The organism is Streptomyces sp. NPDC041205, assembly GCF_055591765.1.
In genome coordinates, this window is record NZ_JBVIZH010000004.1 from 145571 (window position 1) to 159052 (window position 13482).

Below are 13482 nucleotides of genomic sequence, written 5' to 3' on the forward strand. Positions count from 1 at the left end.
AGCGAGCGGTGTGCGGGCCCCGGCGGCACCGGCATGCGGGCGGCGCGCGCGGCACACACACGGCACGAGCACGGTCACGAACGGCACAACGCGACAGCGTCGGCGAGCGACCAAGGGGCTTGGCAATGGCAATCACCGGATCGGACAGTGCATACACCGGCGCGGACCGTGCCCTCACCGGATCGGACCGCGCCCTCGCCGAGGCAGACCGCGCGCTCACCGACCACCGCCGGACGCGGCCAGGACCACCCCCGGGCACCCCCGCCGACCCCGCGCCGGGCCGGGCCGCCGCCCTCACGGACCTGTTCGAGGCGCGGGTGACCCGCCACCCGGACCGTGTCGCCCTCACCCTGGGCGGCGAACACCTCGACTACGCCACGCTGAACGCCCGCGCCAACCGGCTCGCGCACGCCCTGCTCGCCCGCGGCGCCGGGCCCGAACGCCTCGTCGCGCTCGCCCTGCCGCGCTCGGTGGACGCCGTCGTCGCGATCCTCGCCGTCCTGAAGTCCGGCGCCGGCTATCTCCCGCTCGACCTCGACCACCCGCCGGATCGCGTCGACCGGACCCTGGCCGACGCCCGCCCCGTGCTGCTCCTCAGCCAGGATCCGATGGACGTCCGCGCCGAGATCCCCCGGCTCGTGCTGTCGGCCCGCGGCACCGTCGAGGAACTCGCCGTACGGCCCGACACCGACCCCACCGACACCGACCGCCTCGGGCCCGTCACGCCCGAGACCACCGCGTACGTGATCTACACCTCCGGGTCCACCGGCCGCCCCAAAGGGGTGGTCGTCTCGCACGACAACGTCGTGCGCCTGTTCACCGAGACGGCCGCCGAGTTCCGCTTCGACGAGCACGACGTGTGGAGCCTGTTCCACTCCTACGCCTTCGACGTGTCGGTGTGGGAGATCTGGGGCGCCCTGCTCCACGGCGGCCGCCTCGTGGTCGTGCCGTACGAGACGAGCCGGGCGCCCGAGCGCTTCCGTGCGCTGCTCGCCGCCGAGCGGGTCACCGTCCTCAGCCAGACGCCGTCCGCCTTCTACCCGCTCATGGAGGCCGACCGGGACGGCGCCGCGCACGGCGGTGAACTCGCCCTGCGCCTGGTGGTGTTCGCGGGCGAGGCCCTCGACTTCGGCAAGCTGGCGCCCTGGTACGCCCGTCACCGCGACGACGCCCCCGTGCTCGTGAACATGTACGGCATCACCGAGACGACCGTCCACACCACCCTGACCCGGCTCACCGCCGAGGACGCCGCCCCGCACGCCCCGAGCCGCGTCGGCACCGGCATCCGCGACCTGTCCCTGTACGTCCTGGACGAGGCCCTGCGGCCGTGCGCGCCGGGCGTCGCGGGGGAGTTGTACGTCGCCGGGCCCGGTGTCACCCGCGGCTATCTGGGCCGCCCCGGCCTGACGGCGGGGCGTTTCCTCGCCGACCCGTTCGGCCCGCCCGGCGGCCGCATGTACCGCAGCGGGGACGTGGTGCGCGGCGACGAGCACGGCGTCCTGGAGTTCGTCGGCCGCGCCGACCAGCAGATCAAGATCAGGGGCTTTCGGATCGAGCCCGGCGAGATCGAGGCCGCGCTCGGCGCGCACCCCGCCGCCCGGCAGGCCGCCGTCGTCGCCCGCGAGGACCGGCCGGGCGACCGGCGCCTGGTCGCCTATGTCGTACCGGAGTTCCGCCAGGAGCCCGACGCGGCGACGGCCGACGGCACCGCCGCCCGCCAAGTGGGCGACTGGGAGAAGGTGTTCGACGCACAGTACGCCGGGACCGGTGCCGGAGCGGCGCGCCCCGCGTTCGGCGAGAACTTCGCCAGCTGGTTCGACAGCTACACCGACCGGCGGCCCATCGCGCCGGACCACATGCGCGAGTGGCGCGACACCACCGTCCGCCGCATCCGGGAACTGCGCCCCCGCCGCGTCCTGGAGATCGGCGTCGGCACCGGCCTGCTGCTGTCCCGGCTCGCCCCGGAGTGCGCGGAGTACGTCGGCACGGACGTCTCGGCGCGGGCGATCGAGGAGCTGACCCGCGAGCTCACCGCCCGCCCCGGGCTCGGTGCCCGGGTACGTCTGCGGCACCAGGCCGCGCACGACATCAGCGGCCTGCCGCAGGGCCACTTCGACGCCGTCGTCATCAACTCCGTACTCCAGTACTTCCCCAGCGCCGACTACCTCCTCGACGTCCTCGCCAAGGCCCTGGAGCGCACCGCGCCCGGCGGCGCCGTCTTCGTCGGCGACGTCCGCGACCTGCGGGCCCTGCGTTCCTTCGGCACCGCCGTGCAACTGCGCAGGGCCGCCCCCGACGCCGAGCGCGCCACCGTGCGGCACGCCGTCGAGCGGGCCCTGGTGCGCGAGGAGGAACTGCTGCTCGCGCCGGACTTCTTCCACGCCTTCGCGGCCCGCGAGGACGCGGTCGGCGCGGTGGACATCCAGGTGCGCCGCGGCACCCGGCACAACGAGATGACCCGATACCGCTACGACGTCGTCCTGCACAAGGCGCCCGCGGCGACGGCACCCGGCGGCGGGACCCGGCTCGGCTTCGGCGACGACGTGCCGGACACCGGAGCGCTCGGCGCCCACCTGGAGCGGCACACCCCCGAACGGCTGCGCGTGCTCGGCGTCCCCAACCGCCGCACCGCCCAGGAGACCGCCGCCGCCCGGGCCTTCGACAACGGCGCCGCCGTCGCCGACGCCCACCGCCTCCTCGCCCAGGAGCCCCACGGAGTCGACCCCGAGGACCTGTATCTGCTCGGGGAGCGCCTGGGCTACCGCGTCGCGGTCACTCCGGCGGCGACGGCGGTGGACGCGGTGGACGCGGTGTTCGTGCGGCGCGAGGAAGCGAGCGGGGGGAGCGGCGGGGACGGGGACGTCGGTGTCGCCGGTGTCGCCGGTGTCGGTGGTGCCGTCCTGGAGGCCTACGAGCCCGACGGCACCCCCGGCGATCCGCTGACGTACGCCACCAGCCCGGTGGCCGCGCGCCGCGGCGGTCAGCTCACCGCCGCGCTGCGCGAGCACCTGCGGGAGCGGCTGCCCGACTACATGCTGCCGTCGGCCATCGTGCTCCTCGAACGGCTGCCGCTGACCGTCAACGGCAAGCTGGACCGCGCGGCGCTGCCCGCGCCGGTCGTCGAGGCGCAGTCGGCGCGGGCCGCGCGCACCGAGCGCGAGGAGGTGCTGTGCGCCCTGTTCGCGGAGATCCTCGGCGTCGAGGGCATTGGCATCGACGACGACTTCTTCGCGCTCGGCGGCCATTCGCTGCTCGCCACCCGCCTCGCCGCGCGGGTACGGACCCGGCTCGGTGCGGAGCTGACCATCCGCGCCCTCTTCGAGCACCCCACCGTCGCCGGACTCGCCGCGCACCTGGACGCGCTCGGCGCGCCGGGGACCTCCGGCACCGCCGATGCCCCGGCCGCCCGCCCCGTCCTGCGCGCGGCCGAGCGCCCCGACCCGCTCCCGCTGTCCTTCGCCCAGCGCCGCCTGTGGTTCCTGCACCGCCTCGAAGGCATGAGCCGCGCCTACAACGTCCCCTGGACCCTGCGGTTCAGCGGCGACCTGGACGTCCCCGCGCTGCGCGCCGCCGTCGCCGACCTCGTCGCCCGCCACGAGTCCCTGCGCACCGTCTTCCCCGACCACGACGGCGAGCCCCGCCAGCACATCCTGCCCCCGGAGCGCGCCCGGCCGCCGCTGCCCGTGACCCGCACGACCGACGCGGAGCTGCAGGGCGTCCTCGCCGCGGCGAGCGGCCACCGCTTCGACCTGGCGGCCGAGATACCGGTGCGCACACACCTCTTCCAGGTCGGCGCGACCGACCATGTGCTGCTGCTCCTGGTGCACCACATCGCCTGCGACGGCTGGTCGTTCGCGCCGCTGACGGAGGACCTGATGGCGGCGTACGAGACGCGCCGCGCGGAGGCGGCGGAGAGCCCCCGCGCACCGCACGACGGCCGGGCATGCGCCCCCGAAGCCCTCGCCCCCGCCGTCCAGTACGCCGACTACGGCCTCTGGCAGCGCGACCTCCTCGGCGACCCCGACGACCCGGCGAGCCCCCTCGCCCACCAACTCGCCTACTGGCGGCGCCAGCTCGCCGACCTGCCCGAGCAGGTGGACCTGCCCTTCGCGCGTCCGCGCCCCGCCGCGCCGGGCTACGGCGGCGAGACGCTCTCCGTGGCCTGGGACGCCGAGTTGCACCGGCGGCTCTCCGCGCTCGCCCAGGAGACCGGGACCAGCCTGTTCATGGTGCTCCAGGCCGGGCTCGCGGCGCTGCTCACCCGGCTCGGTGCCGGGTCCGACATCCCCATCGGCTCCCCGATCGCCGGCCGCACCGACCAGGGCCTCGACCGCTCCGTCGGCTTCTTCGTGAACACGCTCGTCATCCGCAACGACACCTCAGGCAACCCCGCCTTCCGCGACCTGCTCCACCGGGTCAAGGACGTGTCCCTGAGCGCGTACGAGCACCAGGACGTGCCCTTCGAGTACCTGGTCGACGACCTCAACCCGCCCCGCGCCATCGGCAGGCACCCGCTGTTCCAGGTGTCCCTGGTGGTGCAGAACGCACCCGCGCCGCGCCTCGACGTCCCCGGCCTGGAGATCGCCACCGACCTCCTGCACCCCGGCTCGGCCCGCTTCGACCTCCTCCTCAACATCGAGGAACGCTTCACCGAGGACGGCAGGCCCGCCGGTCTGACCGGGTTCTTCGAGTACAGCACCGACCTGTTCGACCCCGGGAGCGTGGACGCCGTGGCGACCCGCCTCGCCCGGCTCCTGAGCGCGGCCGCCGACGACCCGCAGCTGCCGATCGGCCGCCTCGACGTGCTCAGCGCCAAGGAACGAAGGCTGCTCCTGGAGGAGTGGAACGACACCGCACGGCCCATCCCGCCGCTCACGGCGGTGGACCTCTTCGAGCAGCAGGTGGCGCGCACCCCGGACGCCCCGGCCGTCGTCTTCGGCGACGTGCGTCTTTCGTACGCGGAGCTGAACACGCGCGCCAACCGTCTCGCGCACCGGCTCATCGCCGAGGGCACCGGCCCCGAGCAGATCGTGGCCCTCGCCCTGCCCCGCTCGGCCGAGCTGATCGTCGCCCTCGTCGGCGTCCTGAAGACCGGCGCCGCCTATCTGCCGGTCGACCCGCGCCACCCCGCCGACCGCGTCGCGTTCATGCTCCGGGACGCCGCGCCCGCCTGCGTCGTCACCGCGCACGACGTGGGCTGCGCACTCCCCGCGGACGTGCCGCGCGTGCACCTGGACACGGACGTCGACGCGCCCGCCACGGACCCGCGTGACAGCGACCGGGTCAGCCCCCTCACCCCGGCCAACGGCGCCTACGTCCTGTACACCTCCGGCTCCACCGGCCGCCCCAAAGGAGTCCTCGTCCCGCACGCCAACGTCGTGGACCTCGTCCTGTGGGGCCGCGAGACCCTGGGCACCGCGCACCTCGCCCACGCCCTGGCCGCCACGCCGCTGACCTTCGACGTCTCCGTCTTCGAGATCTTCGGACCGCTGCTGTCCGGCGGGGTCGTCGAGGTCGTCGCCGATGTGCTGTCCCTCGGCGAGCGCGCGGGCGGGCAGTGGCGGGGCACCCTCGTCTGCGCCGTCCCCTCGGCCCTCGAAGAGCTCCTGAGCCACCACGACGTGGACCTGGGCGCGGACGTCGTCGCCCTGGGCGGCGAGGCGCTGCCCGCGCACACCCTGGCGGAGATCCGGACCGCGGTGCCGGGCGCGCGCATCGTCAACGTCTACGGCCCGACCGAAGCCACCGTCTACACCACCGCGTGGTTCTCGGACGCAGACCCCGCCGACTCCGCGGACTTCGCCACCTCGGCCGACCCGGAGGCACCGCCCATCGGCCGCCCCGTCCGCAACACCCGCACCTACGTCCTCGACGAGCACCTCCAGCTCGTACCGACCGGCGTGACCGGCGAGTTGTACGTCGCCGGGGCCGGGCTCGCCCGCGGCTATCTGCACCGGCCCGGGCTCACCGCCGAGCGGTTCGTGCCCGACCCCTTCGGCGCGCCGGGGGAGCGGATGTACCGCACCGGTGACCTGGCCAGGCGCCGCGCCGACGGGAACCTGGAGTACCTGGGGCGCGCCGACCACCAGGTGAAGATCCGCGGCTTCCGGATCGAGCCGGGCGAGGTGGAGTCCGCCCTGGTGGCCCACCCCGGCGTCGCGCAGGCCGCGGTCGTGGTGCGCGAGGACAGGCCGGGGGACCGCCGCCTCGTCGCGTACTGCGTGCCGGGCGCGGCCGGACAACGCGTCCCGGACGGTGTCGAGTTGCGGGACCAGTTGGCGCGGACCCTGCCCGAGTACATGGTCCCCGCCGTCTTCGTGCCGCTCCAGCGGCTGCCGCTGAGCCCCAACGGCAAGCTCGACCGGCGTGCCCTGCCCGCCCCGGACGAGGGCGCGGGGCGTCCGGCCGGACGGGGGCCGCGTACCGCGACCGAGTCGGCGCTGTGCGCGCTGTTCGCCGACGCCCTCGGCGTACCGGACGTCGGTGTCGACGACAGCTTCTTCGACCTCGGCGGGCACTCCCTGCTCGCCGTGAAGCTCGTGTCCCGCATCCGCGCCGCGCTGGACACGTCCCTCGGGATCCGCGCGGTCTTCGAGGCACCCACCGTCGCCTCGCTCGCCCTGCGGGTGAGCCATCACGGAGCAGAAGGGAAGTGAGTGACAGCATGCCCAAACCCTCAGCGGACACCGGTGGGCCGGGTCCGGACGCGGTGGCGCTCTACCGCACCATGCGACTGATCCGCCGCTTCGAGGAGCGCTGCATCGAGCTGGTGAAGGCGGGCGAGATCGTCGGCGGCATCCACCCCTACATCGGCCAGGAGGCCGTGGCCGCCGGGGTGTGCGCAGTGCTGCGCCCCGACGACGTCATCACCAGCACCCACCGGGGCCACGGCCACGTCCTGGCCAAGGGCGCCGACCTGAACCGCATGACGGCCGAGCTGATGGGCCGCACGACGGGACTGAACAAGGGGCGCGGCGGCTCCATGCACGCCGCCGACGTCGGCCTCGGCATCCTCGGCGCGAACGGCATCGTCGGCGCCGGTGCCCCGATCGCGACCGGTGCCGCGTGGGCGGCGGCGCGCGCGGGCGCCGACCGGGTCGCCGTGAGCTTCTTCGGCGACGGCGCGGTCAGCCAGGGCGTCGTCCTGGAGTCCCTCAACCTGGCGTCGCTGTGGCGGCTCCCGGTCCTCTTCGTGTGCGAGAACAACGGCTACTCCTCGACGGCCACCGTGGAGGACATGGTCGCCGGCACGATCGTGGGCCGCGCCGCCGCCTTCGGGATGCCCGCCGAGATGGTCGACGGCATGGACGCCGAGGCCGTGGCCGCCGCCACGCGGGAGCACACCGAGCGGGCCAGGGCGGGCGGGGGACCGGCGTTCCTGGAGTGCCGCACCTACCGGTTCGACGCCCACCACACCTGGGAGCACCGGTCGTTCGTGCGCTACCGCACCCCCGAGCAGGTGGACGAGGGCCGCCGCCGCGACCCCGTGCGGATCCAGGCCGACCGGATCCCGGAGGGCGAGCGCGCCCGCGTCGACGACGAGGTGGAGGCCGCCCTCGACGCGGCGGCGCGGTTCGCGCTCGACAGCCCGAGGCCCGACCCCGCCGACGCACTCGACCATCTGTACGCGACGGGCCTGCGGCCCCGGGCGGGAGTGAGCACCCATGCCTAAGCTCGGCTATCTGACCGCGCTCACCCGCGCCCTGGGCGACGAACTGGAGCGGGATCCCGACGTCTGCGTGTTCGGCGAGGACATCCGGGTGGGCGTCGCCAACGTCACCAAGGGGCTCGTGCAGCGCTTCGGCCCGGAGCGGATCGTCGACACCCCGCTGTCGGAGCAGGCGTTCACCAGCTTCGCCACCGGCGCCGCCCTGTCCGGGCACCGGCCCGTCATCGAGTTCCAGATCCCGTCGCTGATGTTCCTGGTCTTCGAGCAGATCGCCAACCAGGCGCACAAGTTCTCGCTCATGACGGGCGGTCAGGTGAAGGTGCCCGTCACCTATCTGGTGCCCGGGTCCGGCTCCCGGACCGGCTGGGCGGGCCAGCACTCCGACCAGCCGTACAGCCTGTTCGCGCACGTCGGTCTGAAGACCGTGGTGCCGTCGGGGCCCGCGGACGCCTACGGCCTCATGGTGTCGGCCATCCGTGACGACGACCCGGTCGTGGTGCTCACCCCGGCGGCCTCGTCGATGAGCTTCGAGAGCGTGAACCTCGCCGAGCTCGCGCCACTGCCGCTCGGCGTCGGCCATGTGGCCCGGGCGGGGACGGACGTCACGGTGGTGGCGGTCGGCCAGTTCGTGGGGCAGGCCGTGGAGGTGGCGGAGGAACTGGCCGACGAGGTGTCGGTGGAGGTGTTCGACCCGCGCACGGTGTACCCGTTCGACTGGCAGGGCCTCGCCGCGTCCGTGAACCGCACGGGGCGCCTCGTCGTCATCGACGACTCCAACCGCTTCTGCGGGCTCGGCGCCGAGATCGTCGCCGCGGCCGCCGAGGAGATGCGCCTGGTCGCGCCGCCGCGCCGGATCACACGGCCCGACGGCGCGGTGCTGCCGTTCGCGCTGGAGCTGGACCGCGCGGCGCAGCCGCACCGCGACCAGCTGGTGACAGCGATTCAGCAGGTGCGCAAGGAGGGGCGCTAGCGGTGGCCGGGGAGGCAGGGCCGTCGGCGGCCGGTCCGCAGAGGAGGCCGTTGGCGGCCGGGCCGCAGGGAAGAGCGTTGGCGGCAGGTCCACCAGGGAGCCGCTAGCCGTCCGTGGCCGGCGCCCGGCCCCCCGGCGCGCCGGCCCGCAGGCCGTCCATGACGAGGTCGAGCAGGCGCCCGGCACGCGGCTGCCACTCCTGGTGCGGGTCGATCTGCCACAGCCCGGCGATGGCCAGCAGGAAGTCGTCGGCGGTGACGCCCGAACGGATCGTGCCCGCCTCCTCGTTGGCGTCGAGCAGCAGGGTGATCGCCGACGTCAGCGGGCCGTGCGCCACGCTGATCAGCGTGCCGTGGCTGGTGGTCGCCACCCGCATCGCGTCGGCGAGGCCCACTTTGGTCATCGCGTACCGGGCGAGGTGATCCATCCACTCCCGTAGCGCGCACGCCGGCGACCGGGTCTCAAGGAGCCGCCCGGCCGCGTCGGCCACCTGCCGTACCTCGTTGCGGTAGACCTCGAGGACGAGTGCCTCGCGGCTCGGGAAATGGCGGTAGAACGTGCCCTGTCCGACGCCGGCCTTCTTGGCGATCGCGCTCAGCGGGGCGTCGCCGGACCGCGTCAGCTCCTCGAGCGCGACAGCCAGAATGCGCTCGCGGTTGCGTTGCGCGTCCGAGCGCAGGGGTGTCTCGCGCTTCTCCCGCACTCGTCGTCCTCCAGTCGGTTCGGGCGCGTGTCCCGCGCCGGGCGAGGAACGGCCTTGCTAAGCGGACAGGTGTCCGCTAAATTTCCACGGGTAACGGACAGCTGTCCGTTTGAGTCCACTCCACCATAGCGTCAGGTATGGCCGGATGCAGACGGCCGGTGGCATCTGACTGCCGTCAGCGCTCGGTGCCCTCACCAGGACGCCTGCCCTGAACCCCCGAGGAGACGCCGCCGTGCGCGGCGCCCGCCCTTCTGCTTCAGCCTGGCCGCCTCCCCGCACCCACGTCAGTTTCCGGACACCGCTCACCTCCCGAAGCTCCCCTTCCCGCGCCGCCCCAGCACTCCGGCGCCCGTCGCGCACCGCACCAGCAACCGCGAAAGAAGGCCGACCATGGCTCCACCGACGCCCGGCGCCACCACGACGTCCAGCGGCATCACCCTGAACGTCAACGGCGAGAAGTACACCCTCCCCGTCGACCACCGCACCACCCTGCTCGACGCGCTGCGCGAGCGCCTGGACCTGACCGGCACGAAGAAGGGCTGCGACCAGGGCCAGTGCGGTGCCTGCACGGTCCTCCTCGACGGCCGCCGCAGCCTGTCGTGCCTGCAACTCGCGGTCGCCGCCGACGGCCGCGAGATCACCACCATCGAGGGCGTCGCCGACGGCGACCGGCTGCACCCGGTCCAGCAGGCCTTCCTCGACCTGGACGGCTACCAGTGCGGCTACTGCACACCGGGCCAGATCTGCTCCGCCATCGCGGTCATCGAGGAGCACGCGGCGGGCTGGCCGAGCGCCGCCACCGCCGACGTCCGGCCCGAGGCGGCCCCGCCGCTCGATCCGGACGAGATCCGCGAACGCATGAGTGGCAACCTCTGCCGCTGCGGGGCGTACGTGTCCATCGTGCGGGCGGTCGCCCGCGCCGCCGACGAGATGCGGGCCGATGACACGGCGGCCAAGGAGGCGGTGGCATGAGGGAGTTCGGATACCAGCGCGCCCACGACGTCGCCGGAGCGGTCGCCCTGCTCGGCGCCGACCCCGAGGCACGCTTCCTCGGCGGCGGCACCAACCTCGTCGACCTGATGAAGTCCGGCGTCGAACGGCCCGCGCTCCTCGTCGACGTGCGGGAACTGCCCCTCGACGGCATCGAGGTGACAGCCGACGGCGGCCTGCGCGTCGGCGCGACCGTCACCAACAGCGACCTCGCCGCCCACCCCGAGGTCCGCCGCCGCTACCCCGCGCTCGCCCAGGCCGTCCTCGCGGGCGCCTCCGGGCAACTGCGCAACATGGCCACCGTCGGCGGGAACCTGCTCCAGCGCACCCGCTGCGGCTACTTCGCCGACACGGCCAGGCCCTGCAACAAGCGCGTGCCCGGCAGCGGTTGCTCCGCCCACGAGGGCGAGCACCACAACCACGCGATCCTCGGCGCCTCCGCGCACTGCGTCGCGACCCACCCCTCCGACATGGCGGTGGCACTCGCGGCCTTCGACGCGGTCATCTCGTACGAGACCGTCGACGGGCCCGGCGAGACGCCCCTGGCGGACTTCTACCTGCCCGTCGGCGACACCCCGCACCGCGAGACCGCGCTGCCGCCCGGGGCCCTGATCACCGGCATCACCCTGCCGCCCGCCGCCGTCGCCGCCCACTCGCGCTACCGCAAGGTCCGCGAGCGCGCCTCGTACGCCTTCGCCATCGGCTCGATCGCCGCCGCGCTCGACGTCCAGGACGGCGTCGTACGCGAGGTGCGACTCGCCTACGGGGCGGTCGCGTCCCGGCCGTGGCGGGCGCGGGCGGCCGAGGCGGCCCTGACCGGCGGACCGGCCACGGCCACCGCCTTCGCCGCCGCCGCGGACGCCGAACTGGCCGCCGCCGAGCCCCTGTCCGACAACGGCTACAAGGTGCCGCTCCTGCGCAACCTGACCGTGGCCCTGCTGAGCGAGCTGACCGAAGCGACCGAGGGGGCCGCCCGATGACCACCGCCACCGGAACGGCCCGGGGCAAGGGCGCCGTCGGCGCCGCGCGCACCCGCATCGAGGGCCTCGCCAAGGTCACCGGAGAGGCCCGCTACTCGGGCGAGGTGCCCTACGCCGAACTCGCCCACGGCTGGATCGTCGTGTCCACCGTCGCCCGCGGCCGCGTCCGCTCCGTCGACGAAGGACCCGTCCTGCGGATGCCCGGCGTGCTCGCCGTCCTCCACCACGGCAACGCGCCCCGGCTCCAGGAGAACTTCGTCGGGCAGTTCGGGCCCGACCCGGTCGCGGAGATCCTGCAGCGCGACCGGGTGCCGCACATCGGCTGGCCGGTGGCGTTCGTCGTCGCCGAGACCTCCGAACAGGCCAGGGAGGCCGCCGAGGCGCTGGTCGTCGAGTACGACACCGAGCCGCACGACGTCGACTTCCACGCCGACCACCCCGCGCGCTACACGCCGGAAGCCAGCGCCATGGGCCCCGCGGTCACGGAGAAGGGCGACCTGGACGCCGAACTCGCCGCCTCCGCCGTGCTCGTGGACGAGCGCTACAGCACGCCCGAACAACACCACAACGCCATGGAGCCGCACGCGGCGATGGCACGCTGGGACAACGGCCGGCTCGAGATCGTCGACTCCAGCCAGGGCACCTTCGCGACGGCCAACGAGATCGCCACGCTGTTCCAGCTCGACCCGGCGTCGGTGCGGGTGCGCTCCGAGCACATCGGCGGCGGCTTCGGCTCCAAGGCCATGGCCCGCGCCCACAACGTGCTCGCCGTGATGGCGACCACCGTCGTCGGCCGCCCCGTGCGCGTCGTCCTGACCCGCCGTCAGATGTTCTCCCTCATCGGCTACCGCAGCCCCACCACCCAGCGCGTCAGGCTCGGCGCCGACGCCGACGGACGGCTGCGCGCCTTCGACCACGACGGTGTCTCGCTCACCTCGACCCTGACCGAGTTCGTCGAGGCCAGCAGCGCGTTCGGCCGGGCCCTGTACGACGCCGACGCGCACCGCACCGCCAACCACGTCGTGCCGCTCGACGTGCCCACGCCGACGTTCATGCGCGCTCCGGGAGAGGCACCCGGGTCGTTCGCCCTGGAGTCCGCCCTCGACGAACTCGCCGAGAAGTGCGGCCTCGACCCGATCGAGCTGCGCGCCCGCAACGAACCCACCGTCGGGCCCGTAACGGGGCTGCCCTTCGAGGACAACGACCTGCTCGCCTGCTTCCACGAGGGCGCCCGCCGCTTCGGCTGGGCCGACCGCGACGCGCGCCCCGGCGTGCGCCGCGAGGGCCGCTGGCTCATCGGAACGGGCACGGCCGCGGCCACCTTCCCGGCCGGTGCGGCCCCGTCGACCGCCGCGGTCACCGCCGAGGCGGACGACACCTTCACCGTGCGGATCAACGCGGCCGACGTCGGCACGGGCGCCCGCACCGCGCTCGCCCAGGTGGCCGCCGACGCCCTCGACGTGCCGACGGAGCGGGTCCGGGTACGGATCGGCGACAGCGACCTCGGCCAGGCCTGGCTGTCCGGCGGCTCCATGGGGACCCGGTCGTGGTCCTGGGCCGTCATGGCCGCCATCACCGAGCTGCGTGAACGCCTCGCCCTCGGCGCGGACATCCCGCCGGAGGGCATCACCGTCCGCTCCGACACCACCGAGGCCATCGGCGCGCAGTCCGAGCTCGAACGGCACTCCTACGGCGCCCAGTTCGCCGAGGTCGCCGTCGACGTCGGCACCGGCGAGGTGCGGGTGCGCCGCATGCTCGGCATCTTCGCCGCCGGACGCATCGTCAACCCCCTCACCGCACGCAGCCAGCTGATCGGCGGCATGATCTGGGGCCTGTCCATGGCCCTGCACGAGGAGGCCGTCAGGGACCGCGCTTCGGGCGCCCTCGCCAACGGCGACCTCGCGGGCTACCACTTCGCCGCCAACGCCGACGTCCCCGTCATCGAGGCGGACTGGATCGGCGAACCCGCCCCCGGCGACCCGGTCGGCATCAAGGGCATCGGCGAGATCGGCATCGTCGGCGGCGCCGCGGCCATCGCCAACGCCGTCTGGCACGCCACCGGCGTCCGCCACCGCGCGCTGCCGATCCGCCCCGACCGGGTGCTCGGCGCGGGCGCCCGGCTCGAAGGGCGGACCCGTGCTTGACATCGCCGACGAACTGCGCCGGAGGG

General features: G+C 74.3%; 7 protein-coding genes. 6 read left to right on the plus strand and 1 reads right to left on the minus strand.

Annotation, left to right across the window (positions count from 1 at the left end; translation table 11 throughout):
- Positions 1 to 125: 125 nt before the first annotated feature.
- The 3 genes from ACZ6BG_RS20525 to ACZ6BG_RS20535 are packed head-to-tail and all read left to right on the plus strand — an operon-like array spanning position 126 to position 8639.
- Positions 126 to 6656, plus strand: a complete 6531-nt coding sequence (locus ACZ6BG_RS20525; RefSeq protein ID WP_469003320.1) for an amino acid adenylation domain-containing protein — start codon at positions 126 to 128, stop codon at positions 6654 to 6656.
- An 8-nt stretch (positions 6657 to 6664) separates the two neighbouring features.
- On the plus strand, positions 6665 to 7672 hold the full coding sequence (locus ACZ6BG_RS20530; protein WP_469003323.1) for a thiamine pyrophosphate-dependent dehydrogenase E1 component subunit alpha: 1008 nt from the start codon (positions 6665 to 6667) through the stop codon (positions 7670 to 7672).
- Entirely contained in the window at positions 7665 to 8639 is a 975-nt protein-coding gene (locus ACZ6BG_RS20535; protein WP_469003325.1) for an alpha-ketoacid dehydrogenase subunit beta, read from the plus strand. Before ACZ6BG_RS20530 ends, ACZ6BG_RS20535 begins: the two co-directional genes overlap by 8 nt.
- A 103-nt stretch (positions 8640 to 8742) precedes the next feature.
- Here ACZ6BG_RS20535 and ACZ6BG_RS20540 read toward each other — a convergent pair whose 3' ends face one another.
- The gene (locus tag ACZ6BG_RS20540; RefSeq protein ID WP_469003328.1) at positions 8743 to 9342 is read right to left on the minus strand and encodes a TetR/AcrR family transcriptional regulator; all 600 of its coding nucleotides are present in this window, start codon (positions 9340 to 9342) and stop codon (positions 8743 to 8745) included.
- 390 nt (positions 9343 to 9732) lie between these two features.
- Here ACZ6BG_RS20540 and ACZ6BG_RS20545 point away from each other — a divergent pair, with 390 nt between their 5' ends.
- Genes ACZ6BG_RS20545 through ACZ6BG_RS20555 form a run of 3 tightly spaced genes read left to right on the plus strand, consistent with a single transcriptional unit; the run spans position 9733 to position 13456 of the window.
- A complete protein-coding gene (locus ACZ6BG_RS20545) occupies positions 9733 to 10314 on the plus strand; it encodes a (2Fe-2S)-binding protein (protein WP_469003330.1) in 582 nt (193 codons plus the stop codon).
- The gene (locus ACZ6BG_RS20550) at positions 10311 to 11312 is read left to right on the plus strand and encodes an FAD binding domain-containing protein (protein ID WP_469003332.1); all 1002 of its coding nucleotides are present in this window, start codon (positions 10311 to 10313) and stop codon (positions 11310 to 11312) included. The genes ACZ6BG_RS20545 and ACZ6BG_RS20550 overlap by 4 nt, the downstream gene beginning before the upstream one ends.
- Positions 11309 to 13456 (plus strand): xanthine dehydrogenase family protein molybdopterin-binding subunit, encoded by a 2148-nt coding sequence (locus tag ACZ6BG_RS20555; protein WP_469003334.1) that lies wholly within the window; start codon positions 11309 to 11311, stop codon positions 13454 to 13456. The genes ACZ6BG_RS20550 and ACZ6BG_RS20555 overlap by 4 nt, the downstream gene beginning before the upstream one ends.
- Positions 13457 to 13482 lie beyond the last annotated feature (26 nt).